Source organism: Streptomyces sp. NPDC056527 (genome assembly GCF_042794475.1).
Classification (GTDB): Bacteria; Actinomycetota; Actinomycetes; order Streptomycetales; family Streptomycetaceae; genus Streptomyces.
Window position 1 is genome coordinate 23,839 of record NZ_JBHTTQ010000006.1, and the last position, 22,156, is coordinate 45,994.

Genomic DNA, 22,156 nt, shown 5'->3' on the forward strand with positions numbered 1-22,156 from the left:
GCCATACGGGGGACGACGAGGGAAGGTCCACCCTGCGGGACGCCCGGGGGTGCCGTGGTGCAGGATGGCCCGGATGCGTAGAGGACTTGTTCACGCCATGGCGTGGTCGCTCGCCACGGGCGCGGCGGTCACGCTCTCGTGGTGGGGTGTGCACACGGTGCTGGCCGGCACGGTCTACGACCCGCCGCGCGCACTGCCCATCCCGGCCGGCACCAGCGACGGGCCGGCCGGCGAGATCGGCGATCCGCTGTCCTCGTCCACGCAGCGGCCGAAGGATCCCTCGTCCACGCCGTCCGCCGGGACCGGCGCGAGCGGCGCCCCGACGGCATCGCCCTCGACGACCCCCTCGCGCAAGCCCTCGGACTCCGCGTCCGCGACCACGGGGCCTCCGCGGACCGGGGGCAACGTCAAGAGCTATGCCGTGGACGGCGGCCGGGTCGTGTTCGACATCGGCACGACGTCGGCGGAGCTGGTCTCGGCGACGCCGTCCTCGGGCTGGCAGATGCAGGTCTGGAAGCAGCCGACGTGGATCCGGGTCACGTTCACCAAGGACGGCCGCGAGCTGTCGGTCTTCTGCGTCTGGCACGACACGGCGCCCCGGGTCGAGATCGACGACCGCTGACCGGCGCGCACCGCGCCGTCAGCGGAACACGGACGCCGGCGGTACGGGCGAGGGCTTGGCGCTGGCATCGGTGACCGGGGCCGCTCCCCCGGTGAAGTCGGCGAGCGCGCGGCCGTGTTCCACCCGCCCGGCGTGCGGGTCCGTCGCGACCCGGCGGGTCAGCTCGGCGACGGGCAGCTCCCGGTCGGAGGCGAGCAGCACGGCGTTGCCGAAGCGGCGGCCGCGCAGCACGGTCGGGTCGGCCGTCAGCGCCAGCTCGGGGAAGACGGTGGCGGCGGTCGCGATCTGGCCCCGCAGATGGGTCAGCGGCGGGCCGTCGGCCAGGTTGGCGGCGTAGAAACCACCGGGCTTCAGCACCCGGCGGACCTCGGCGAGGAACTCGGTGCTGGTGAGGTGCGCGGGTGTACGGGCCCCGCTGAACACATCGGCGATGATCAGGTCCGCCCAGCCGTCCTGGACCTTGGAGAGCCCGGCGCGGGCGTCGGTGGACCGGACGCGGATGCGGGCGGCCGAGTCGAGGGGGAGCTCGCGGCGGACGAGCTGGACCAGGGACCCGTCGAGTTCCACGATCTGCTGGGTGGAGCGGGGCCGGGTGGCGGCGATGTAGCGGGCGAGCGTGAAGGCTCCGCCGCCGAGATGGACGACCTGGAGGGGCCGGTTCGGCGGGGCGACGAGGTCGGCGATGTGACCGAGGCGTCGCTGGTACTCGAAGGAGAGATGGGCCGGGTCGTCGAGGTCCACGTGGGACTGCGGGGCGCCGTCGATGAGCAGCGTCCAGCCGCGGGGCCGCTCCCGGTCGGGTATGAGCTCCGCGAGTCCGCCGTCGACGGTCTCGACGACGGCGACGGCCGCCGCCGCCCTCTCACGCGTTCTGTTCCTGGCCACGAGCCCCATTATCGGCGCTCGCGGCGGTGCCCCGCCCGCTCAGCGGCAGCCGTCGGCCGCCTCGATCAGCCGGGCCGCCTGGCCGAGGGCCTCGCGCAGCACCGCGGGGTCGGTGACCTGGCCGGTGTCCCCGGGCGGCAGGAGCCAGCCGGCGGGGCGGGGCGCGTCACCGGCCGGCTCGGGGAGCTCCGGCAGTTCCGGGATGCGCAGGCCGCGGCCCAGGGTCTGCGTACAGGCGCTGCCCGGCATGTCCCAGCCCTCGGCCGTGCCGGGCGGGACCAGGAAGCCGAGGGTGTCGCAGGCTCCGTCGTGCAGTACGGGGCCGACGGCGGGGGCCCCTCCGCGGCGCAGGATGTCCACGGCCTCCAGGCCCTGCCGGACCGGCACGGTCACCAGGTCGCAAGGGGTCTCGTGCGGGGCACTGGCGTCCGGGGTGGGTACGTGGCGTGCGGTCGACTGCGATCCGATCTCCAACAAGGGACCCCTCCTCGCTCTTGAGAAGACACGTTCCGTCTCTCCGCATGGTTCAACGCCCGTGCGCGTCAACGGCTACGGCGGCACGCCGCCGCAAAGGATGGCAGTTCATGGCAGATCGAGCGCGAGATATCCGATTTGTAGCCAAACCCTGCGTACGTGGCCGGTCACAGCAGGTACGTTCTTGCCCCGCCGGAACACCGGCAGCACCAGGAGAGGGCTCGGCCATGGCGATGTCACGGGCAGTTCCCAATCTCGCCTTCCGCCGGCTCCGCGGACAGCACTCGCCGGCGGAGTTCGCCGCGGCGGTCCGCCGGGCGGCGCGGGAGATCGGCGAGCAGGTCGCCTGCGACGCCCGCTACATCGGACGCGTGGAGGCGGGCGAGATCCGCTGTCCCAACTACGCGTACGAGCGGGTGTTCCTGCACATGTTCCCCGGTCTCGGTCTGGCGGACCTGGGCTTCTCGGCGCGGGAGACGGTGCGCGGCCGACGGCCTGCCGTCTCGGTCGGGGCTCCGCCCCCACCCGCCGTCACGACCCGGAACGATGAGGAGAGCGACGTGCTGCGTCGCGCATTCATGACGAGCGGCACCGCCACGGTGGCGGCCGCCTCGCTGGGACTCGGCGGCACCGCCGCAGCGATCCCGTCCCCTCGGGGAGCCCACAGGATCGGCGAGGCCGAGGTCCGGGCCGTCGAGGAAGCCGTACGACAGATCCGGCTGCTCGACGACCGGCACGGCGCCGACGGTCTCTACAAGGTGGCCGCCCAGCCGCTGCGGGCGGCGTACGCGCTGCTCGACGCGGGCACCGCGGCCCGCCGTTCCACGGAGGACCGGCTGCACGCCGGCGCGGGCGAGCTGGCCATCTCCGTCGGCTGGCTGGCCCATGACTCCGGCCGCTTCGACGACGCCCGCTCGCACTACGCGGAGGCCCTCGCCACCGCGCGCGTGTCCGGCGACGCCGCCCTGGAGGCACACGCCTTCTGCAACACGTCGTTCCTGGCCAGGGACGCGGGGCGGTACCGGGAGGCGGTCCGGGCGGCCCAGGCGGGCCTGCGGGCGGCGCAGCCGCTCTCCTCGGCCCGGCTGCTCTCCCTCCTCTCCCTCAGGGAGGCGGGGGCCTGGGCCGGGCTCGGCGACCGGGCCGCCTGCGAGCAGTCCCTCGGCCGCGCGCACACCCACTTCGCCCGGGGCCAGGCCGACGGCGACCCGGAGTGGATGTCCTTCTTCGGTGAGCCCGAGCTGGAGGCCCTGGAGGCGCACTGCTGGTCGGCGCTGGGCGACTGGAGTCGCGCGGCCCGCCACGCCCACCGCGCGACGGTGCTCCAGAACCCGCACTTCGCCCGCAACCTCGCCCTCTACCGCGCCCAGCTGGCGAGCAATCTGGCTCACGCGGGGCGCCAGGACGAGGCGGCGGCGGAGGCCCGCCGGGTGGTGGACTCGCTTGACGGCGTCCAGTCCTCCCGTGTCCGCGCCATCCTGACGGAGACCGGCCGGGTCCTGGCGGCGGCCCGCTGAGATTGGCCGAGGCGGTGGCGAGGGCGAGCCCCGGGGCGGGGGCGCCTACTCCAGGTGCCCCGTGTCGTTCCAGCGTTCGAGAGCGGGCTCGCCGTACATCCAGCCCAGCACCGACAGGCTCGTCGGGTCGAGGCGGACGCGGGCTCCGAAGGAGACCTCCTCGCCCATCCAACGCGCCGCGATCGTCCGCAGGATGTGGCCGTGCGCGAAGACCAGCACGTCCCGGTCCGCCGACCGCGCCCACTCCACGACCTGGTCGGCCCGGGCGGCGACCTGCGCCAGGCTCTCGCCCTCCGGCACGGCGTCGCGCCACAGCAGCCAGCCGGGCTGGAGCGCCTGGATCTCGGGCGGGGTCAGCCCCTCGTACGCCCCGTAGTCCCACTCCATCAGCGCGTCCCACTCCTGCGCCCGCTCGCCGAAGCCGGCGAGTTCGCAGGTCTCACGCGCGCGTACCAGCGGGCTGGTGCGGATCTCCAGGTCGGGCAGCCCGTTCCACGGCGCCCGGTGCAGCCGCTCGCCGAGCAGCTTGGCGCCGCGTCGACCCTCGTCGAGCAGCGGGATGTCCGTCCTGCCGGTGTGGCGGCCGAGCAGCGACCATTCGGTCTGACCGTGCCGGGCGAGCAGGATGCGCGGTGGCATGTGGGCTCCCTGTTTCTTCAACGGGGCGACGTTTCGCAGTGCACTTCCATCATCGCTCACGTGAATTCGCGGCGACGCCCGGGCAACCCCCGCCCCTGCGCCGACGTCCCTCCCCTCGGCCGAACAAGGGGGATCCGGGGTATGCGCAAGCCACGCTGGTGGGCGGAACTGATACTCATCGGCGTCGTCTACGCCGCGTACTCGTGCGGACGGCTGGTCGCCCGCGGCGACGCGCGGAGCGCCGTCGACCACGGCCTGGCCATCCTCGACCTGGAGAAGGCCCTCCACCTGAACGCCGAGCACCCGCTGAACCGGCTCTTCACCGAGACGCCCGCCCTGGCGATCCCCGCCGACTTCGCGTACGCCTCGCTGCACTACGTCGTCACCCCGGCCGTCCTGATCTGGCTCTTCCGCCGCCGTCCCGGGCGCTACCGGGCCGCCCGCACCTGGCTGATGGTCTCCACCCTCCTCGGCCTGATCGGCTTCACCCTGCTGCCCACCTGCCCGCCCCGGCTCCTCGACGCCGGCCACGGCTTCGTCGACACGATGGCCCAGTTCAGTTCGTACGGCTGGTGGGGCGCCGAGGCCAGCGCGCCGCGCGGGATGGGCGCGATGACGAACCAGTACGCGGCGATGCCGAGCCTGCACGTCGGCTGGGCGCTGTGGTGCGGGGTGATGCTGTGGCGGTACGGGCGCGCGCCGCTGCTGAAGGCGCTCGGCGTCGCCTATCCGCTGCTCACCACGGTGATCGTCATGGGCACGGCGAACCACTACTTCCTCGACGCGGTCGCGGGGGCGGCCGTGATGGGGTTCGGACTCCTGCTCACCGCGCCCGCGCTGCGCCTCGCGGACCGGGTCCGCGGCATGTTCGGGAGCGCTGCCGGACGGGAGGACCGTCCGATTGTCAGTGGCGGATGGGAGACTTCCGCGGGTGAGCGAATCCCTGGGCAGCGGAGCTCCTCTACCTCCGCAGACGACACTCCGGATCGGGGTCTCCCCTGCTCGAGCGAAGCCGAGAGTGTGGGGAAGGCTCGCTGAGCTGCGCGGCCCCGCCGTGGCGCCGCATCCGCTGGACGCGCGGGCACTGGCGGCGCTGGCCGCCAATCCCGGCTGTAGGCGACGTGCGCTGCTCGACGGCGCCGGGGTGGACAAGGCCGCGCTCGCCTCGAAGCTGGGCTCGCCCGCGCCGTTCGGACAGTCCCAGTTCGCGTTCATGCGGGGCAATGCCTTCGAGGCGAAGGTCAAGGCCGACGGCGGGCGCGAGCTGCTGCGCCTGCTCGGCATCGAGGAACCCGGTGCGGTACGGCTCCCCGATCTGGCCGCGGTCGGACCGGAGGGGCGCTCGGCCCGCACGGCCCTCGCGCTGCGCGAGGCGACCGCCGCCGGGGAATGGGCGCTGCTCGACCATCCGATGCTGGCCCTGGACGTGGCGGGCTCTCCCGCCTATCTGGAGCCCGACGTGGTGCTCGTGCACCCCGACGGCCGGTGGACGGTCGTGGAGATCAAGTCCTTCCCGATGGTCGACGGTTCGGCGGACGCCTCCAAGGTCGGTGCCGCGGCCCGCCAGGCGGCGGTGTACGTCCTGGCCCTGGAGCGGCTCGCGACCATGACGGAGGGCGCGGAGGTGGCGCACTCGGTGCTCCTCGTCTGCCCGAAGGACTTCTCCAACCTGCCGACCGCCTCCGTCGTCGACGTGCGCAAGCAGCTGTCCGTGACGCGGCGGCAGCTGACCCGGCTCACCCGGATCGAGGACATCGCCGACGCGCTGCCCGACGGCGTCACGTTCGACGTGGAGACCTGCTCCGCGGAGGAGTTGGCGTCGGCGGTGGAGTCGGTTCCGTACGCGTACGCGCCGGAGTGCCTGTCCGCCTGCGAGCTGGCCTTCCACTGCCGGGAGCGGGCGCGGCTCGCGGGCGCGGTGGAGGCGCTCGGCCGTTCGGTACGGGGCGAGCTGGGCGGACTCACCACGATCGGCGCCGTCCTGGCGGCGGCGCGCGGCGAGGAGGGCGACGCGGAGGACCCGACGGTCGACGCCCTGCGCCGGGCGCGGAAGCTCCGGGCCGAGGCGCTGGCGGTCCCGCCCGCCCGTTCGGCGCAGGAGGGTGCCGCATGTCCCCGCTGAGCACACGCACGCACGGCGCGACCGGAAAGGCCCGTTCATGTCGCTGATCTCCACCCTCGCCCGGCTGGAGGCCGTCGAGTCCGGGCGGGCCCAGCCGCTGGCCACGGTGCGGCACCGGCATCTGTCGGACCGGCCGCTCGTCCTGGTGCCCCTGACGACGGCCGGCGAGGCCGGCGCGCCGCTCGGTGCGCTGGTCGGGACCGATCCCGAGGAGCCGCGGCTCCTGGTCGTCGCGCAGCCGCGCGACCGGGACCTGCGGTTCGCGTTCCTCGCCGACCTGGCCGAGGAGGTCCTGCCGTACATCGACTCGTTCACGGACGTGGTCGAGGCGGCGGAGAAGAACAAGATGGACCCGGAGACCGGCAAGAAGGTCAAGGTCGAGGTCGAACTGTGTGCGGACGCGCCGCAGTTGATCGTGCCGAGCCGGGCGGGCATCGAGTACGTACGGCTCCTCGGGCGGTCGATGCGGTTCCGGCGGACTGCGGAGCAGGACCCGGAGACGCCGTTCCCGGCGCCGCCACGCGTGCCGCTGCTCGGCCGCTGGCTGACGCACTTCGGCGAGCGGGCCCGCGTGCCGGGTTCCTCCCTGCTGCTCGCGGCGACCGACCTGATGAACCGGCACTGGGCGACGGGCCAGTCCTCCCTGGAGGACCAGCATCTCGGCGCCCTGCTCGCCTGGATCGACCCACACGACGGCGATTCGGGGGCCGAGGCGGCGCTGCGGGCCGAGCTCGGCCGGGACCGTGACGGACAGCTGCTCTGTCCGCCCGCCGGTCCCGCGACCGACCCGGCCTTCGACAACCGGCTGCTCGCCCCCGCGATCGAGCGCTTCGACCGGGCCCGGCAGGCACTGGCCGCGGCCGAGGACGGCGAGAGCGCCGACGAGCGGCTCGGTGAACTGCACCGCGCCGAGCGGGAGATCCGCCGGCTGATCGTCTCCCAGCTCAAGCCGACCTGGTACGCGGTGTGGCGCTCCCTCGACCTGCTGCGGGAGCTGCCCGAGGGGGCCAGGGTGGCGGACCGCTGGACCCGCGACCGCTGGTCGTTCACCGGCCACCGCGACCGGGTCGTGGCCGGCGAACCGCCGCAGCCGCGCCGCGACGACGCGGTGACGGCCGCCCAGAAGCTGGCGGCGCGCGAGTCCGCGCAGGGCCAGCTCGACGCGCAGGAGGCCCTCGACGATCCGCTGGTGCTCGCGGGACGACGGCTTGCGGGAGAGGCGTTCGAGACGGAGGTGGTGGACGTGACGATGGCCTGGTCGGAGTCGAAGCGGCCCTCGCCGCGCCCGCTGCTCACGGTCCGCACGGACGACCGGCCACACCTGTCCGAGCGGGTGAAGGTGTACCGCTCCCTCGAAGGCAAGCCGCAGACGGCCGAGTTCGTACGGTACGAGGACGACGGCTCGCTCGTGCTGCGGGTCACCGACCGGATGGGCCGCTCCAAGGAGCCCGCCGAGGGCTCGGTGCCGGAGAAGGGCGAGCGGATCGCCTGGACGCTCTTCGAGCACGACCAGCGTGTGGGCGCCAAGCTGCCGGACCCGGAGGAGACCCCCTGGACGCACGGCGGACCTCCGCGCTCCGACGTCGCCGAACTGCCCGATGCCGTCACCACGGAGGACCTGCTGTGACCGCCGACGACTTCGACCCCTCGGCAGCCGCCGCCCGGGCGACGGACGACATCCTGCGGGACACCCTGCGCGGGGACGCCCGGGGCGTCGTCGTCGACTCCCCGCCGGGCGCGGGCAAGTCGACGCTCGTCGTCCGGGCGGCGCTCGAACTGGCCTCGGCGGGACGCCCCTTGATGGTCGTCGCACAGACGAACGCGCAGGTCGACGACCTGGTGCTGCGACTCGCGGAGAAGCAGCCGGACCTTCCGGTGGGCCGGCTGCACTCCAACGACAGCGATCCGTACGACAAGGCGCTCGACGATCTGGAGAACGTACGGAAGTCCTCGAAGGCGGGGGATCTGGCGGGGCTGCCGGTGACGATCTCGACGGCCGCGAAGTGGGCACACGTGAAGAACGTCGAACCGTGGGCGCACGCGATCGTGGACGAGGCGTACCAGATGCGATCGGACGCGCTGCTCGCCGTGGCCGGGCTCTTCGAGCGGGCACTGTTCGTGGGCGACCCGGGGCAGTTGGACCCGTTCTCGGTGGTCGGCGCCGAGCAGTGGGCGGGGCTCACGTACGACCCGTCGGCGAGCGCGGTCTCGACGCTGCTCGCCCACAATCCGGACCTTCCGCAGCACCGGCTGCCCGTCTCCTGGCGGCTGCCGGCCTCGGCCGCGCCGCTGGTGTCCGACGCGTTCTACCCGTACACCCGCTTCCGCAGCGGTACCGACCACGGCGACCGGCGGCTGGCGTTCGGGGTGCCGTCGGACGGCTCGGGCCCGGACCGCGTCCTGGACGAGGCCGCGGAGTCCGGCTGGGGCCTGCTGGAACTCCCCGCCCGGCACACCCCGCGCACGGACCCCGAGGCGGTCCGGGCGGTGGCGCTGGTGGTGCGGCGGCTCCTGGACCGGGGCGGTGCGGCCGTCTCGGAGCGCTCGCCCGACCCGGTCCCGCTGACGCCCGACCGGATCGCGGTCGGAACGGCCCATCGCGACCAGGCGGCGGCGGTCCGCGCGGCGCTCGCGGAACTGGGCGTCTCGGGCGTGACGGTGGACACCGCGAACCGCCTCCAGGGCCGCGAGTACGACGTGACGGTCGTCCTCCACCCCCTCTCGGGACGTCCGGACGCCACGGCCTTCCACCTGGAGACGGGTCGCCTGTGCGTGCTGACCTCCCGTCACCGCCACGCCTGCATCGTGGTCTGCCGCGCCGGTGTGTCGGACCTCCTGGACGACCACCCGTCGACGGAACCGGTCCAGCTGGGAGTGACGGTCAAGTTCCCGGACGGCTGGGAGGCGATGATGAGCACGTGGGACTTCTGGTCCGACCATCGTGTCCCGTGGCGGCCGTAGGGCAGCACGTCCTCATGGATTCACCGACACAAGGAGCCCGCCAGTGGCAGCGCTTCCAGAGATAACGGCCCTGTTGGGCGAACCCCGGTTCAACTGGTCGGACCCCGCTCCATGGATCGAACTGGAACGGGAACTCGGCACCGCGTTCCCCGCGGACTTCCGCGAGATCGTCGATGCCTACGGTTCGGTCATGGTCAACAATCAGTTGTACCTGGAGCATCCCGCCGCCCATCTTCTGCACAGCCTGGGAAGGAGCATCCAGGGGGACTTCGAGCTCTGGCGCGACGAGGACATGGTCGAGTTCCTGCCGAGTCCGGTCGGGGCGGACCCCGGTGAGTTGATCCCGGTGGCGTCGGCCGTGACGGGGGAAGCGGTCTTCCTCCGCGTTCCCGACGAGCCCTCGTCCCCCTGGCGCGTGGTGGTCCAGGAGTTCGACAGTCCGGCCTGGACCCTCTACGAGATGACGTTCAGCGACTGGCTGCTGGCGTATCTCAAGGGCAGGGACGTGACGTTGTGTTCTCGCAACCGCGCTCCCGACGGGCCGTTCTACGAATTCCTCCCCTGACGGCCACCACGCCCCGGGGGAGCTACGCGTTCACCCGGGACGCGTGGGCGAGCAGCTCGTCGACCGGCCATTGGTCGTCGAGGTGCTCGCCGTACTTCGCGGCGACGATGCGGCCGTCGGTACCGATCAGGAAGTCACCCGGCAGGCCGAGCCGCCCGCCCCGCGGGCTGCGTACCGGCGGGCGGGCGCGGCCGCGGAGCATCTCCCAGGTGCCGACGGTCACGGCACGGACCACCGGCCCCCACGCCCGGGGGCTGAGCAGCGCCTTGGGTGAGGACTCGACGCCGAACGCGGTGTAGAGCCGTTTGTCCGGGTCGGCGACGACCGGGAACGGCAGGCCGTCCAGGTGCGGGGTCAACTCCTCGGCCGGCGAGTGGAAGACGACGACCTCGCGGACGCCCGCCGCCTCGATCTCCTCGTGCCGCCGCACCACGGACCGCAGGTGCAGATGGCAGACGGGGCAGCCGGCGAAGCGCCGGAACTGCAGATGGACGAGGCGGGCTGGGTCCGGGACCGCGACCGGAGGCCCGAGGAGCGGGTCGAGTGTGCGGACGGGGGCCGTCGAGCCTGGCTGAAGCCGGTTTCCGGGCAGGGCCATGGAACACCTCCATGTAGGCGTACGGTGTACTCCTATTGAGGGTAGGCGTATGGCGTACGCTGTCAACCCATGCCGCGCCCCCGCTCCCTCACCCAGGACCAACTGGCCGCCGCCGCCCTCGCCGTCATCGACCGCGACGGACTCGACGGGCTGTCGATGCGCACCGTCGCCAAGGAACTCGGCATGAGCACCATGGGGCTCTACCGCTACGTGGCCGACCGCGACGAGCTGGAGGGGCTGGTCGTCGAGCGCGTCCTGAGCACCGTCGATCCCACCCCGCCCGCCGCCGACACACCCTGGCGGAACCGGATCGAGGCCATGGTCCGCCGCCTCCGCGACAGCGTGGGCGAGCATCCCGCCGCCGTCCCGCTGACCGTCACCCATCGGCACCGCCTGCCCGGACTGCTGCGCTGGTCCGAGTCGGTGCTCGGGATCCTGGCCGAGGCGGGCATCGAGGGCGAGCAGCGGGTCGTCGCCCTGCGCGGCCTCATCGGTTACGTCGTCGGGGCGATCCAGCTCGAACACCTCGGGTCCCTCGCCGGCGCGGGCACGGCCACCATCGCCGAGCTGCCGGAGGAGAACTTCCCGTACATGACGGAGGCGGCCCGACACGCCCCCGGCATCGACGCGGAACGGGAGTTCTTCGGCGGGCTCGCGGTGTATCTGCGCGGCCTCGGCGACTGAGGGCTCCGGCCCGGCACCCCGCCCCCTTGCGCAAGGCGGGACAATGGAAGACGGCGGCCCGGGTGTCCGGGCCGTGTGCGTGCGAGGAGGAGAAGAACGATGGCGGAATCCGCGGAGCGGAACGGGCAGCGGCGACTCCGACCCGCGCCGCTGATCTTCGAGCCTGCCGAGGCGACCGCCGACCCGGAGCACTTCTTCGACCTGGAGTCGATCGAGGACCCCCGTGAGCTGCTGGCCCGCGCGACCGAGCTGACGCTGGCCTTCCGCGCGGCGACGGACCGGGCGATCGAGTTCCAGGCGATCGCGGCGGCCCAGCTCGCCGATCCCCGCCGGTTCGACCGGCTGACGCCGGCGGACGTCGCCGAGCGTGCGGAGTGGACCGAGGACTACGCCCGCCGGATGATCGAGTTCGGTCGCGACCTGATCCGTACGGGCGGCACACCCCAGGACGACTGAGCCCCGAGAGCGCCGAACGCCGGCCGAAACCGACGAGCCCCGGCCCGGAGACGGGCCGCGCTCACCCCTTCGGCCCCCGGCCATCACCATCTGGCATATGCCGGGGCGAAAGATACTCCCCTCACACCCGCCCTGTCCCGGTTTCCGGCAACCCTCGGAAACCGAGCGGTCACTCCCGGTAGATCTTGCTCCATGAGTGCATGGCTGCGAGACGAGACCCCCCTGAGCCCGGCCCAGAGCGACACCGACGAGCGCCGCACGGACCGCCCCGATGTCTTCCGGTTCCTCAGGCAGGGGGACGAGGGGCGGCATCACACCGCGCACGTCACCTGCGCGGGTGCCGACTGGCTCGCCTCCGCCGCCGCGTCGCCGCGCTCCACGCTCGCACTCTGGGAGGCCCGGCCCACCGCCCCCACCGTCCTGCCCTGCGGCACGGTCTTCGACGTCGTGAACGTGGACATGCTCTTCGGGCGCCGGATGCTCGACCGGCTCTGGTCGGAGGGGCCGGGCACCGGGCCCGTCGCCGTGTACCGGGGCCGGATGCTGCTGTTCGCCGCGCCCGGAACCGCGCAGCGGTTACCGTCCCTGCTCCACTGGGAGGAGTGGGGCGACGCCGTTCCGCCGCCGCTCTGCCACGGCACCGGAGACGCCGTGACCATCCCTCCGCTGACGCCGCTGGAGCCCGCCGGCCCCCGCTGGCTCGTCGCACCCGACACCCGGCACCCCTGGCTTCCGGGGCCCGAGGTCATGCTCTGGGCCTGTGTCCGGGCGGTCCGGGCCGCGTCCGCCGCCGACGTGCGGATATCGATTTTTCCTCCCGCCGATCAGGATGCTAAGGTCTACGACGTCAGCAGGCGCCGCTAGCTCAGTTGGTTAGAGCAGCTGACTCTTAATCAGCGGGTCCGGGGTTCGAGTCCCTGGCGGCGCACAGACGGAAGAAGCCCCTCGCGAAAGCGAGGGGCTTCTTCGTGTTCCCGGACAGGCGCCTTCAGGTGTCCTCCGGCAGCGTCACCTTCACCGTCCACGCACCCGCCGGCGTCCGGTCCACCACCTCCACCCGGGCCCCCTCCCCCGGCACCGTGAACGACTCCCCGACCCCGAGCGGCGCGTCCGCCAGCGGCGGGTACACCGAGCGGTCCCAGCAGGCCTCGGTCTTCGGATGGGTGTCCACGACCTCGACCGGGCCGTCACCGGACGCCGCCTCGTTCCGTACGCGGTAGATCAGCACACCCTCCGTGCAGGTGTCCTGGTCGTTGCCGGTCGAGCCGCGCGCCTCGATCGCGAGCGCGGTGCCCGTCCCCGTCCGTACGACCGCGAGCCGCTTGCCGACCGTGCCGCCCGCCACCGGAGCCGCCGCCATCGTCTCCAGGCTGAGCAGCCGGGTGCCCGGCTCCTGTACGCAGATCACGTTGCTCCGGTCCAGCCAGCCCAGCTTCCACTTGTGCCAGCCGAAGAGGTCCGGGGCGAGACCGAACTGGCTGCCCATGACGTCCCAGTCCCCCACATGGGTGTCCCAGTCGCCCTTGCCGTCCATGGGCCGGTGGTAGAGATCGGGCAGGTCGAAGACGTGGCCCGTCTCGTGGGCCAGCACATTGCGGTCCGGGGGGTGCCGCTCGAAGACGGTGACGACCCGCTTGATCTCTGTGCCGTCCGCGGTCAGCGGGGACTCCAGGTTGACGACCTTGGTGGCGTCGGAGTCCACGCCCGGCGCGTCAGGGTCGGCGACCAGATAGACGATGTCGTACCGCGAGAAGTCGACCTGGTCGTCCACCGCCGCGACCGCGTCCTTCAGGTAGGCCGCGCGCTTCCCCGCCTCCCAGTCGCGCTGTATGGCGTAGGCCGTGGAGGCCTGCGGCATCGGGGTCCACTCGCGCCGCGTGTCGGGGCGCAGCGCGAAGCGGCCGTACGAGGCGCGCCGGAAGAACTCGCTCGTGCTCGGGAAGTGGTCGGCCGCCAGCTCGTCGGTGCTGGTCAGCGGGGTGGAGTCGGGGAAGGACAGGAAGATCATGACCGCGTCCAGGGAGCGGGCGGGCTGAGGGTAGGAGCCGTTCCAGGTGTCGAGGCCCAGGGAGTGATGGGCGGCGGTGCGCGGCAGGGCACAGGGACCGGCCGTGGGCGCGCCCACGGCGGGGCCCGCCACGAGTCCGGTCGCGGCGAGCGCCACGAGGGAGGTGAAGGCCGCCGCGGAGGCACGCAGGCGCGGCCGTTCCACTCCCTCGGGTGTCTGCTGACCCCTCACGTGGACCTCCGGATCCTGAATCGGGGATACCTCAACCACCTTGTGACGGTTTGACCCGTTTCGCACTTTTCCGCTGCCCCAGTCGGGTGAGCGCACGACATGGCGTCGACGCGACACGCGCCCTCAACGGCTCACGGAACGTCACAATCGGTCAGGCCCCCGACGTCCCGCGTCAGACCCGCGCAGAAACGATCGGGCAGGGGTGCGCGGCGGAGAGACTCACCCCCCGGTCGGGCGGGAGGCGGTCCACGGAGCTGGAATAGCCCCCGGGGCTGCCCCTATGATCGGCACACTTTCCTTGGCCGACCCCATCCCGACCACGCCTGTACGGCCCAACTGCACTACGGGAGCGAGCGGTGAGCGGAACCCCCGAAGGACCGGTGCACACCCAGCTCTCGCCCGCACGGGAGCCCGCGCCCCCGATCACGGAGCGTCATGACGCGCTCCCGATCGACGCCGAACTCCACGACTACCGCGCCGCCTTCCGGGCGGCCCAGCTCGCCATGGCCGTGGTCGACCAGAACGGCCTCGTCGTCGCCGCCAACGACGCGCTCGGCACCCTCCTCGGCACCGAGGCCGACGCGCTCACCGAGCAGACCGCCGCCGACCTCGTCGACCTCGCCGCCGACGGCCGCACCTGGCATGCGTACCGCGAGGTGCTGCGGGGCCGCCGTTCCCGCTTCCGCTGCACGCGTCGGCTCAAGCACCCCGACGGACGCTCGCTCTGGGCCGAGGTCACCGTCTCCCCCGTGCCCGACAGCCGCCGCGTCCTCCTCTCGATCGCGGACATCAGCGACCGGCGCGAGCTCCAGGCCCGGCTGCGCCACCTCCAGATGCACGACCCGGTGACGCGGCTGCCCAACCGCACGCTGTTCTTCGAGCGGCTCTCGGCCGCCCTGGAGACGGCCTCGCAGGAGGACGAACTCCCGAACATCGGATCGTCGGACCTGTCGCACGGGTCGTACTCGTCGTACGGGCATGGCGGAACAGGGCGGATCGGTCTCTGTTACCTGGATCTCGACGGCTTCAAGGCCGTGAACGACACCATGGGACACCGGATCGGCGACCGGCTGCTCGCCGCCGTGGCCGCGCGCCTGACGGAGTGCGCGGACAACGACGGATACACCAGGAGCGGCGGACACCTGGTGGCGCGGCTCGGCGGCGACGAGTTCGCGATCCTCGTCGAGGACTCCGCGGGGACCGAACAGCTCGCGGATCTGGCGCAGTCCGTGCTCTGCGCGCTCCAGCAGCCCTTCGACCTGGCCGGCCAGCGGCTCTCGGTCTCGGCCTCGATCGGGGTGGTGGAGCGGGGCGCCCGCGGGACGACCGCGACGGGGCTGATGCAGGCCGCGGACACCACGCTGTACTGGGCGAAGGCCGACGGCAAGGCCCGCTGGACCCTCTTCGACCCCGAGCGCAACGCGCACCGGATGACACGGCAGGCGCTCTCCTCCACGCTCCGACCGGCCGTGGAGCGCGGGGAGTTCGCGCTGGAGTACCAGCCGCTGGTGGGTCTGGCCGACGGCGCGGTGCACGGGGTGGAGGCGCTGGTGCGCTGGAACCACCCGCAGTTCGGCACGCTTCCGCCGAATCGGTTCGTCGGGATCGCCGAGGAGGACGGCTCGATCGTGGAGCTGGGGCGGTGGGTGCTGCGCACGGCATGCACGCAGGCCCGGCAGTGGCAGAAGGACCATCCGCGCGAGCGGCCGCTGTTCGTGAGCGTCAACGTGGCCGTACGGCAGGTCTGGGACTCGGACCTGGTGGCGGACGTGGCGGGGATCCTGGCGGAGACCGGGCTCGCCCCGCATCTGCTCCAGCTGGAGCTGACCGAGTCCGCGGTGATGGGTTCGGCGGGCCGGCCGCTCCAGGCGCTGCAGGCGCTGAGCGACATGGGGGTGCGGATCGCGATCGACGACTTCGGCACCGGCTATTCGAACCTGGCGTATCTGAGCCGGCTGCCCGTCTCGGTGCTCAAGCTGGACGGCTCGTTCGTCCGCGGCTTCCAGGACGAGGCGCATGCCAATCCGGCGGACGAGCTGATCGTGGAGGCTCTGGTGCAACTCGCCCACCGGCTGGGGCTCACGGTCACCGCCGAGTGCGTGGAGACCTCGGGGCAGGCGACCCGGCTGCGGCGCATCGGCTGTGACACGGGGCAGGGCTGGCTCTATTCGCGCGCGGTGGCCCCGGACCGTATCGCGGAGCTGATCGGGTCCACGGCACTGTCGGTCTGAGCGGACCGCCGCCGGCGTGAACCGCCGGCCGCCGGTCCGGGCCGTCCGGGCACGGGCATGGAACTGCCCCCGGCCGGAGGGACATTCCGGGCGGGGGCAGTGGTCATGTGATGCTCAGCGGGGAGCTAGCAGGCGCCCTGGTCCTTCCAGACGCCCCACTCGCCGGTCGTGCCCGGCGTCTCGTTCTGGGTCCACCACTGGGCCAGCCACTTGCGGCCGTTGTGGGAGACCACGCTGCCGCCGGTGTAGACGGTGCCTGCCACGTACGCCGGGACGGAGCCGCAGCCGGTCGGAGGCGTCGTCGGCGGGGTGGTGGGGGGCGTGGTCGGAGGCGTCGTCGGCGGGGTCGTGGGCGGGGTGGTCGGCGGGGTGGTGGTGCCGCCGAGCGCGTCGCTGATCTGGTTCAGCAGGGTGATGTTGTTGTCCAGACCGAGGAGCGAGTACATCATCGCCCCGGCCAGGCCGCGCTGCTTGCCGTAGTCCACCCGGGCCTGGATGGACTTCTGGTTCAGGCCGGTGAAGAACTCGCCGTCCTTGCAGAAGTACGAGGACTTGGCCTGGTCGTCCCAGAAGGTGGTCGCCGTGTTGTCGACGATGCCGCCGAGCTCCTTGTAGTGGGCGATGCCGGCCTGCTGGCTGAGCGGGCGGGCGTTCGAGCCGCCGGTCGCGGACTGGGCGAGGCCGCCGGCGGAGCCCGCCGGGACGCCCTTCCAGCCGCGGTAGTAGAACTCGTAGCCGAGCGTCAGCTTGTTGGCCGGGAAGCCGCCGGCGATGCCGTAGGCCGGCTTGCCGTCGATCCAGGAGTCGATCGCGTTGTCGATCGAGTACTTCTCGGTGCCCGGCGCGATGGGGTCGGTCGGGTCGTTCGAGCCGGAGTACAGCGGGGACTGGTGGTACGTCGGCCCGTCGCCGTCCCAGGCGCCGTGCATGTCGTACGTCATGATGTTCGCGTAGTCGAGGTACGCGCCGATCTTGTCCGTCTCGATGTACTTGATCTTGTCCTGGCCGGCCGGGAGGGCCGCGGTCAGCAGGTACTTCTTGCCGCCGTTGGCCGTGCCGTACGCGTCGAGCTGCTTGCGGAACTCGGCGAGGAGCAGGGTGAAGTTCTGCTTGTCCTCGGGGCCGTAGTGGTTGCCGAGGTGGCCGCCGGAGGAGCCGGGGTACTCCCAGTCGATGTCGATGCCGTCGAAGATGCCGGCGGCGGTGCCGGGGCCGCCGAATCCGCCCTCGACCGGGAGGTTGCCCTTGAGGTACTGGTCGATGCAGGACGAGACCAGCTTCTTGCGGCTCGCGTCGGTCTTCGCCGCGTCGTGGAAGAACTTGGAGTAGGTCCAGCCGCCGAGCGAGATGTTGATCTTCAGGTGGGGATACTTCGCCTTCAGCTCCTTGAACTGGTTGAAGACGCCCACGATCGGCTGGTTCCAGGTGTCGGCCACGCCGTCGACGCTGTCGGCCGCGCCGAAGGACTTCTGGTAGTCGGCGTAGGAGTCGCCCGCACCGTCACCCGCGTTGGGGTTGTTGTCGTCACCCGCGGCCTTGTTGGCCTCGAAGCAGGTGAGTTCGGTGGGGTGGATGTTGCCGAACGAGTAGTTGATGATGTCCAGTTTGCTGGCGATGCCCCGGGTGTCGAGGTGCTTGGGGTAGAAGGCGTTCCCGTACACGCTCCACTGGTCGTAGTACGCGATACGGACGTTTCCGTCGGCGGCCGCGGTGGTGGCGGTGCCGGCTGCCGAGGCGGAGCCGAGGCCGACGGTCGCGGCGAGCGCGCCTGCGGCGAGGGCCGTGCTCACGAGCGCGGCGATCAATGGCTTACGGGGGTGCACGTTCGGCCTCCGAGGGGTGACGCGAGACGGGAGTTGGTGAAGTGATAGCCCCTGCGTGAACAGCACGTCAATGGTCTGAACCAGATTGAGGACTAGACCAATTGGCGGGAGAAAGGCCTTGTCAGAGCGGTGCAGCACATAAAAGAACCGCCCGCCACCACAGGTGACGAGCGGTTTAAGGTTCACTTATGGGTATCGGAGCCGGTCCTTCCGGACCGAACCAACCTCCGCGATTCTCAGCCGAGTTCCGGCATCCCGTAGGCGTCGGCGATCAACTCGTAGCTCCGCAGCCTGACATCGCCGCCGTGCGCGTTGGCCGTGATCATCAGCTCGTCGGCGCCGGTCCGCTTCCGCAGATCGTCCAGACCTGTCCGCACCTCGTCCGGTGTGCCGAAGACGATGTTCGCGAGCCAGTTGTCCACGAAGTCCCGTTCCGTCGGACCGAAGGGGTACGCCTCTGCCTCCTCCGGGGTCGGGATCAGACCCGGCCGCCCGGTGCGCAGCCGCAGCATCGACAGCGCGCCCGTCATGACCTGTCGACGGGCCTCCTTCGGGTCCTCGTGGGCGAGGGCCGCGACACCGATGACCGCGTACGGCGCGTCGAGGACCTCCGAGGGCCGGAAGGAGTCCCGGTAGAGATCGAGCGCGGGGATCGTGTTCTGGGCCGAGAAGTGGTGGGCGAAGGCGAACGGCAGGCCGAGCATCCCGGCGAGGCGGGCGCTGAAGCCGGAGGAGCCGAGCAGCCAGATCGGCGGCCGCCCGGAGGGGCCCTGGACCGGACCGGGCACGGCGTGGATCCGGGCGTACGGATGACCGTCCGGGAAGTCGTCGTCCAGGAACCGCGTCAACTCCGCCAGCTGCTGGGGGAAATCTTCCGCGCCCTCGTTCAGGGTCCGGGTCCGGCACAGGGCCGCGGCCGTGGCACCGTCCGTGCCGGGCGCGCGGCCGAGCCCGAGGTCGACCCGGCCGGGGGCGAACGCCTCCAGCGTGCCGAACTGCTCGGCGATCACCAGCGGGGCGTGGTTGGGGAGCATGACACCGCCCGAACCGAGCCGGATGCGGCGCGTATGGGCGGCCAGATGGGCCAGGATCACGGCCGGCGAGGAGGAGGCGACGCCGGGCATGGAGTGGTGCTCGGCGACCCAGTGGCGGTGGTAGCCGCGCCGCTCGGCGAGCTTGCTGATCTCGACGCTGGTGGCCAGCGCCTGGCTCGCGGTCCGGCCGCTGCCGACGGTCACCAGGTCCAGTACGGACAGCGGTACGGGAGAGTCCCCGTGCGCCGTGCCCCGAATCGCGTCGCTCACCGTTGACGACCCTTCTGCCAGTAGTACGTACGGGAGAGAGAACAGGAGGGTGTCTCCGGTTATTCCACGGGCCGGCAGGAATGACCTGTTCACCTTCGGGTAGCCGCGCGCCCATGCCTCGAACAACGCAACAGATACGGCGGCGGACGATGCTGTGGGGAACGGCGGCCGCCGCGGCGGCCGGCGCGGCCGGCTGCGCCCGCGTCGCCTCCGGGGACGCACTCGGCCGGCTCAGATCCCAGGACACGGTCCGCCTCGGCATCGCGGGCGAGGTGCCGTACGGCTACGTCGACGAACAGGGCGCCTTCACCGGCGAGGCGCCCGAGCTCGCCCGGGTGATCTTCGGCAGGCTCGGCATCACCCGCGTCCAGCCGGTGGCCACCGACTTCGCCTCGCTCATACCCGGGCTCAACTCCCAGCAGTTCGACGTCGTCTCGGCAGGGATGTACATCAACAAGGACCGCTGCGCGCAGGTGCTCTTCGCCGACCCCGAGTACCAGATGCTCGATTCCTTCATCGTCCGCAAGGGCAACCCGAAGAACCTCCGCTCGTACGAGGACGTGGTGCGCACCAAGGCGCGCTTCGCGACCGGCAGCGGCTACGCCGAGATCGCGTACGCCGTCGCCGCCGGTTACCCGGAGAAGGACATCGTGATCCTCCAGGACCAGGTCGCCGGGTTGAACGCGGTCGAGTCCGGTCGAGTCGACGTCTTCGCCGGCACCGCGCTGACCACCCGCTCGGTCGTCCGCAAGTCCTCCAAGGCCGAGGCCACCGAGCCCTTCGCCGCCGTCGTCGACGGCGAGAAGAAGATCGACGGCGGCGGCTTCGCCTTCCGCCCCACCGACACCGCGCTGCGCGACGCCTTCAACACCGAGCTGCACCGGATGAAGAAGAGCGGCGAGCTCTTCCGGATCCTGCGGCGCTTCGGCTTCACCGAGGCCGAGATGACCACCATGACCGCCGAGGAGCTGTGCCGATGACCGCCGGACTCTGGCAGACCTGGGTCCTGCCCGGCATCTGGATCACGCTCCAGCTGCTGTTCGCCTCCACCGCGCTCGCCGCCGTGGTCGCGTTCACCGTCGGCACCGCCCGTACCCACCGCTCCCGCGCCGTCCGCTTCCTGGCCGGGTTCTACACCGAGGTCTTCCGCGGCACCTCCGCGCTGATCCTGATGTTCTGGCTGTTCTTCGTGCTGCCGCCGCTGGTCGGCTGGCAGCTCGTCCCGATGTGGGCGGCGATCCTCGCGCTGGGCCTCTCCTACGGTGCCTACGGCGCCGAGATCGTGCGCGGCGCCCTGAACTCCGTACCGAAGACGCAGCGCGAGGCGGGTATCGCGCTCAGCTTCACGCCCTGGCAGCGGCTGCGGCACGTGGTCCTGCCGCAGGCCGTGCCCGAGATGATCCCGTCCTTCTGCAATCTGCTGGTCGAGCTGCTCAAGGGCACCGCCCTGGTCTCGCTGCTCGGTGTCGGGGACGTCTCCTTCGCCGCGTACCTCGTGCGGCTCGCGACCCAGGAGAGCGGTGGGATCTACACCGTGACGCTGGTCGTCTACTTCGTGATCGCGCTGGTGATCACCCGCTCCATGAAGGCGCTGGAGCGACGCGGCAAGGCGAACCTGGGGGTGGTGGCCAAGTGAACTGGGACTGGTCCGCGGTGGCGGACTTCATGCCGCGTTTCTGGGACGGCCTGCTCGTCACGCTCCAGGTGCTGGTGCTCGGCTCGCTGATCTCGTTCTCGCTGGGTCTGGTGTGGGCGCTTGGCTTCCGGGCCCGCAGCCGGCTCGTGCGCTGGCCGGTGCACGCCGTCACCGAGTTCGTCCGCACCACACCGCTGCTCGTGCAGCTCTTCTTCCTCTTCTTCGTACTGCCGGAGTGGGGCGTCCAGTTCTCCGCCCTGACCACCGGCACGCTCGCGATCGGGCTGCACTACTCGACGTACACCGCGCAGGTCTACCGGGCCGGTATCGACGCCGTGCCCGTGGGGCAGTGGGAGGCGGCGAAGGCGCTCAGCCTGCCGCGCCACCGGACCTGGCTGACGGTGATCCTTCCGCAGGCCCTGCGCCGGATCGCGCCCGCGCTCGGCAACTACGTCATCGCGATGCTGAAGGACACCCCGCTGCTGGCCGGTATCAGCGTGCTGGAGCTGCTCCAGCAGTCCCGGCTGGAATCGGCGGCCACCTTCCAGTACACCGAGCCGCTCACGGTGATCGGTGTGGCCTTTGTCCTGATCGCGTATCCCGCTTCTCTTCTCGTCCGCACTCTGGAGCGCCGCCTTGTCCACTGATTCCGAGAATGCCCTCATTCGCTTCGAGAACGTCACCAAGCGCTTCGGCGACCAGACGGTTCTCGACGAACTCGATTTCTCCGTCCGCCCCGGCAAGCACGTCACGCTGATCGGACCCTCCGGTTCCGGAAAGACGACGATCCTGCGGCTCCTGATGACCCTGGAGAAACCCGACAAGGGCACCATTCGGGTCAACGGCGGAACGCTGCATCCGGCCGACGAGAAGCACCGGCGCGAGGCGCGGAAGAAGATCGGAATGGTCTTCCAGCACTTCAACCTCTTCCCTCACATGGACGTTCTGCGCAACATCACCGAGGCTCCCGTCCGGGTCCTCGGGAAGAGCCGCGAGGAGGCGGAGGCGCGCGGGCGCGAACTGCTCGACATGGTCGGCCTGGCCGACAAGTGCGAGGCCAGGCCCGCGCAGCTGTCCGGTGGCCAGCAGCAGCGGGTCGCCATCGCACGGGCGTTGGCGATGGAGCCGAAGGTGCTGCTGCTGGACGAGGTGACCTCGGCCCTCGACCCGGAGCTCGTGGCGGGAGTGCTGGATCTGCTCCGGGAGATCGCCGAGTCGACGGACATCACCATGATCTGTGTGACGCACGAGATGAACTTCGCCCGGGACATCTCGGACGAAGTCCTGATGTTCGACGCGGGAAGGGTGATCGAGTCCGGTTCGCCAGAAAAAATCTTCTCGGATCCCGAGCATCCGCGTACTCGCGAGTTTCTCGGCGCGGTGCTCTGACCTCAGACTCT

22 protein-coding genes and 1 tRNA gene are annotated in these 22,156 nt (G+C 71.6%); 16 read left to right on the forward strand and 7 right to left on the reverse strand.

Annotation, left to right across the window (positions count from 1 at the left end; translation table 11 throughout):
• Window positions 1–64 precede the first annotated feature (64 nt).
• A complete protein-coding gene (locus ACFQ7Q_RS05085) occupies window positions 65–622 on the forward strand; it encodes a hypothetical protein (RefSeq protein WP_383550085.1) in 558 nt (185 codons plus the stop codon).
• Between the two features lie 18 nt (window positions 623–640).
• Here the strand turns inward: ACFQ7Q_RS05085 and ACFQ7Q_RS05090 are convergent, their stop codons facing one another.
• Window positions 641–1,516 (reverse strand): spermidine synthase, encoded by an 876-nt coding sequence (locus ACFQ7Q_RS05090; protein WP_383550088.1) that lies wholly within the window; start codon window positions 1,514–1,516, stop codon window positions 641–643.
• A 30-nt stretch (window positions 1,517–1,546) separates the two neighbouring features.
• Window positions 1,547–1,984 (reverse strand): hypothetical protein, encoded by a 438-nt coding sequence (locus ACFQ7Q_RS05095; protein ID WP_383550091.1) that lies wholly within the window; start codon window positions 1,982–1,984, stop codon window positions 1,547–1,549.
• 224 nt (window positions 1,985–2,208) lie between these two features.
• On the opposite strand from ACFQ7Q_RS05095, the gene ACFQ7Q_RS05100 reads away from it, so the two are divergent.
• Entirely contained in the window at window positions 2,209–3,498 is a 1,290-nt protein-coding gene (locus ACFQ7Q_RS05100) for a tetratricopeptide repeat protein (protein WP_383550093.1), read from the forward strand.
• Between the two features lie 45 nt (window positions 3,499–3,543).
• On the opposite strand, the gene ACFQ7Q_RS05105 is transcribed toward ACFQ7Q_RS05100, so the two are convergent.
• Entirely contained in the window at window positions 3,544–4,137 is a 594-nt protein-coding gene (locus tag ACFQ7Q_RS05105) for a histidine phosphatase family protein (RefSeq protein ID WP_383550096.1), read from the reverse strand.
• Between the two features lie 141 nt (window positions 4,138–4,278).
• On the opposite strand from ACFQ7Q_RS05105, the gene ACFQ7Q_RS05110 reads away from it, so the two are divergent.
• From ACFQ7Q_RS05110 to ACFQ7Q_RS05130, 5 genes are read left to right on the forward strand one after another with little or no spacing between them, the layout of a single operon-like run.
• Window positions 4,279–5,175 (forward strand): phosphatase PAP2 family protein, encoded by an 897-nt coding sequence (locus tag ACFQ7Q_RS05110; protein WP_383550098.1) that lies wholly within the window; start codon window positions 4,279–4,281, stop codon window positions 5,173–5,175.
• Window positions 5,069–6,259, forward strand: a complete 1,191-nt coding sequence (locus ACFQ7Q_RS05115; RefSeq protein WP_383550101.1) for a hypothetical protein — start codon at window positions 5,069–5,071, stop codon at window positions 6,257–6,259. The genes ACFQ7Q_RS05110 and ACFQ7Q_RS05115 overlap by 107 nt, the downstream gene beginning before the upstream one ends.
• A 37-nt stretch (window positions 6,260–6,296) precedes the next feature.
• Window positions 6,297–7,886, forward strand: a complete 1,590-nt coding sequence (locus tag ACFQ7Q_RS05120; protein WP_383550104.1) for a hypothetical protein — start codon at window positions 6,297–6,299, stop codon at window positions 7,884–7,886.
• On the forward strand, window positions 7,883–9,220 hold the full coding sequence (locus tag ACFQ7Q_RS05125; RefSeq protein ID WP_383550106.1) for an AAA domain-containing protein: 1,338 nt from the start codon (window positions 7,883–7,885) through the stop codon (window positions 9,218–9,220). The genes ACFQ7Q_RS05120 and ACFQ7Q_RS05125 overlap by 4 nt, the downstream gene beginning before the upstream one ends.
• Before the next feature lie 43 nt (window positions 9,221–9,263).
• Window positions 9,264–9,785 carry an SMI1/KNR4 family protein gene (locus ACFQ7Q_RS05130; RefSeq protein ID WP_383550109.1) on the forward strand — a complete coding sequence of 174 codons (522 nt, stop codon included), beginning with the start codon at window positions 9,264–9,266 and terminating at the stop codon, window positions 9,783–9,785.
• A gap of 22 nt (window positions 9,786–9,807) precedes the next feature.
• Here ACFQ7Q_RS05130 and ACFQ7Q_RS05135 read toward each other — a convergent pair whose 3' ends face one another.
• Window positions 9,808–10,383, reverse strand: coding sequence for a peroxiredoxin-like family protein (locus ACFQ7Q_RS05135; protein WP_383550112.1), 576 nt, complete (start codon window positions 10,381–10,383; stop codon window positions 9,808–9,810).
• A 69-nt stretch (window positions 10,384–10,452) separates the two neighbouring features.
• On the opposite strand from ACFQ7Q_RS05135, the gene ACFQ7Q_RS05140 reads away from it, so the two are divergent.
• From ACFQ7Q_RS05140 to ACFQ7Q_RS05155, 4 genes are all read left to right on the forward strand, one after another.
• Entirely contained in the window at window positions 10,453–11,067 is a 615-nt protein-coding gene (locus ACFQ7Q_RS05140) for a TetR/AcrR family transcriptional regulator (protein ID WP_383550115.1), read from the forward strand.
• 99 nt (window positions 11,068–11,166) lie between these two features.
• The gene (locus tag ACFQ7Q_RS05145; RefSeq protein WP_383550118.1) at window positions 11,167–11,523 is read left to right on the forward strand and encodes a hypothetical protein; all 357 of its coding nucleotides are present in this window, start codon (window positions 11,167–11,169) and stop codon (window positions 11,521–11,523) included.
• A gap of 192 nt (window positions 11,524–11,715) precedes the next feature.
• Complete coding sequence (locus ACFQ7Q_RS05150) at window positions 11,716–12,387, forward strand: bifunctional DNA primase/polymerase (protein ID WP_383550121.1); 672 nt, start codon at window positions 11,716–11,718, stop codon at window positions 12,385–12,387.
• Window positions 12,378–12,451 (forward strand) — tRNA-Lys (locus ACFQ7Q_RS05155). The genes ACFQ7Q_RS05150 and ACFQ7Q_RS05155 overlap by 10 nt, the downstream gene beginning before the upstream one ends.
• A gap of 60 nt (window positions 12,452–12,511) precedes the next feature.
• On the opposite strand, the gene ACFQ7Q_RS05160 is transcribed toward ACFQ7Q_RS05155, so the two are convergent.
• The gene (locus ACFQ7Q_RS05160) at window positions 12,512–13,762 is read right to left on the reverse strand and encodes a M6 family metalloprotease domain-containing protein (protein WP_383550124.1); all 1,251 of its coding nucleotides are present in this window, start codon (window positions 13,760–13,762) and stop codon (window positions 12,512–12,514) included.
• Window positions 13,763–14,118: 356 nt separating this feature from the next.
• Between ACFQ7Q_RS05160 and ACFQ7Q_RS05165 the strand changes: the two genes are divergently transcribed.
• Window positions 14,119–15,993, forward strand: coding sequence for a putative bifunctional diguanylate cyclase/phosphodiesterase (locus ACFQ7Q_RS05165; RefSeq protein ID WP_383550127.1), 1,875 nt, complete (start codon window positions 14,119–14,121; stop codon window positions 15,991–15,993).
• A 125-nt stretch (window positions 15,994–16,118) separates the two neighbouring features.
• Here the strand turns inward: ACFQ7Q_RS05165 and ACFQ7Q_RS05170 are convergent, their stop codons facing one another.
• Window positions 16,119–17,816, reverse strand: a complete 1,698-nt coding sequence (locus ACFQ7Q_RS05170; RefSeq protein WP_383550130.1) for a glycosyl hydrolase family 18 protein — start codon at window positions 17,814–17,816, stop codon at window positions 16,119–16,121.
• A 236-nt stretch (window positions 17,817–18,052) separates the two neighbouring features.
• Complete coding sequence (locus ACFQ7Q_RS05175; protein WP_383550132.1) at window positions 18,053–19,120, reverse strand: LLM class flavin-dependent oxidoreductase; 1,068 nt, start codon at window positions 19,118–19,120, stop codon at window positions 18,053–18,055.
• Between the two features lie 149 nt (window positions 19,121–19,269).
• Between ACFQ7Q_RS05175 and ehuB the strand changes: the two genes are divergently transcribed.
• The 4 genes from ehuB to ehuA are packed head-to-tail and all read left to right on the forward strand — an operon-like array spanning window position 19,270 to window position 22,145.
• Window positions 19,270–20,100 (forward strand): ectoine/hydroxyectoine ABC transporter substrate-binding protein EhuB, encoded by an 831-nt coding sequence (ehuB, locus tag ACFQ7Q_RS05180; RefSeq protein ID WP_383550135.1) that lies wholly within the window; start codon window positions 19,270–19,272, stop codon window positions 20,098–20,100.
• Complete coding sequence (gene ehuC, locus ACFQ7Q_RS05185) at window positions 20,097–20,756, forward strand: ectoine/hydroxyectoine ABC transporter permease subunit EhuC (protein WP_383550138.1); 660 nt, start codon at window positions 20,097–20,099, stop codon at window positions 20,754–20,756. Before ehuB ends, ehuC begins: the two co-directional genes overlap by 4 nt.
• Window positions 20,753–21,403, forward strand: coding sequence for an ectoine/hydroxyectoine ABC transporter permease subunit EhuD (gene ehuD / locus ACFQ7Q_RS05190; protein ID WP_383550141.1), 651 nt, complete (start codon window positions 20,753–20,755; stop codon window positions 21,401–21,403). The genes ehuC and ehuD overlap by 4 nt, the downstream gene beginning before the upstream one ends.
• Window positions 21,393–22,145 (forward strand): ectoine/hydroxyectoine ABC transporter ATP-binding protein EhuA, encoded by a 753-nt coding sequence (gene ehuA / locus ACFQ7Q_RS05195; protein ID WP_383550144.1) that lies wholly within the window; start codon window positions 21,393–21,395, stop codon window positions 22,143–22,145. Before ehuD ends, ehuA begins: the two co-directional genes overlap by 11 nt.
• The last annotated feature ends 11 nt before the right edge of the window (window positions 22,146–22,156 follow it).

Bases quoted from the DNA above. Each gene is read 5' to 3' on its own strand.
- ACFQ7Q_RS05110 (WP_383550098.1), top strand. From the start codon at position 4,279: ATGCGCAAGCCACGCTGGTGGGCGGAACTGATACTCATCGGCGTCGTC.
- ACFQ7Q_RS05145 (WP_383550118.1), top strand. From the start codon at position 11,167: ATGGCGGAATCCGCGGAGCGGAACGGGCAGCGGCGACTCCGACCCGCG.
- ACFQ7Q_RS05100 (WP_383550093.1), top strand. From the start codon at position 2,209: ATGGCGATGTCACGGGCAGTTCCCAATCTCGCCTTCCGCCGGCTCCGC.
- ACFQ7Q_RS05140 (WP_383550115.1), top strand. From the start codon at position 10,453: ATGCCGCGCCCCCGCTCCCTCACCCAGGACCAACTGGCCGCCGCCGCC.
- ACFQ7Q_RS05105 (WP_383550096.1), bottom strand. From the start codon at position 4,137: ATGCCACCGCGCATCCTGCTCGCCCGGCACGGTCAGACCGAATGGTCG.
- ACFQ7Q_RS05135 (WP_383550112.1), bottom strand. From the start codon at position 10,383: ATGGCCCTGCCCGGAAACCGGCTTCAGCCAGGCTCGACGGCCCCCGTC.
- ACFQ7Q_RS05120 (WP_383550104.1), top strand. From the start codon at position 6,297: ATGTCGCTGATCTCCACCCTCGCCCGGCTGGAGGCCGTCGAGTCCGGG.
- ACFQ7Q_RS05090 (WP_383550088.1), bottom strand. From the start codon at position 1,516: ATGGGGCTCGTGGCCAGGAACAGAACGCGTGAGAGGGCGGCGGCGGCC.
- ehuB (WP_383550135.1), top strand. From the start codon at position 19,270: ATGCTGTGGGGAACGGCGGCCGCCGCGGCGGCCGGCGCGGCCGGCTGC.
- ehuC (WP_383550138.1), top strand. From the start codon at position 20,097: ATGACCGCCGGACTCTGGCAGACCTGGGTCCTGCCCGGCATCTGGATC.
- ACFQ7Q_RS05150 (WP_383550121.1), top strand. From the start codon at position 11,716: ATGAGTGCATGGCTGCGAGACGAGACCCCCCTGAGCCCGGCCCAGAGC.
- ACFQ7Q_RS05085 (WP_383550085.1), top strand. From the start codon at position 65: ATGGCCCGGATGCGTAGAGGACTTGTTCACGCCATGGCGTGGTCGCTC.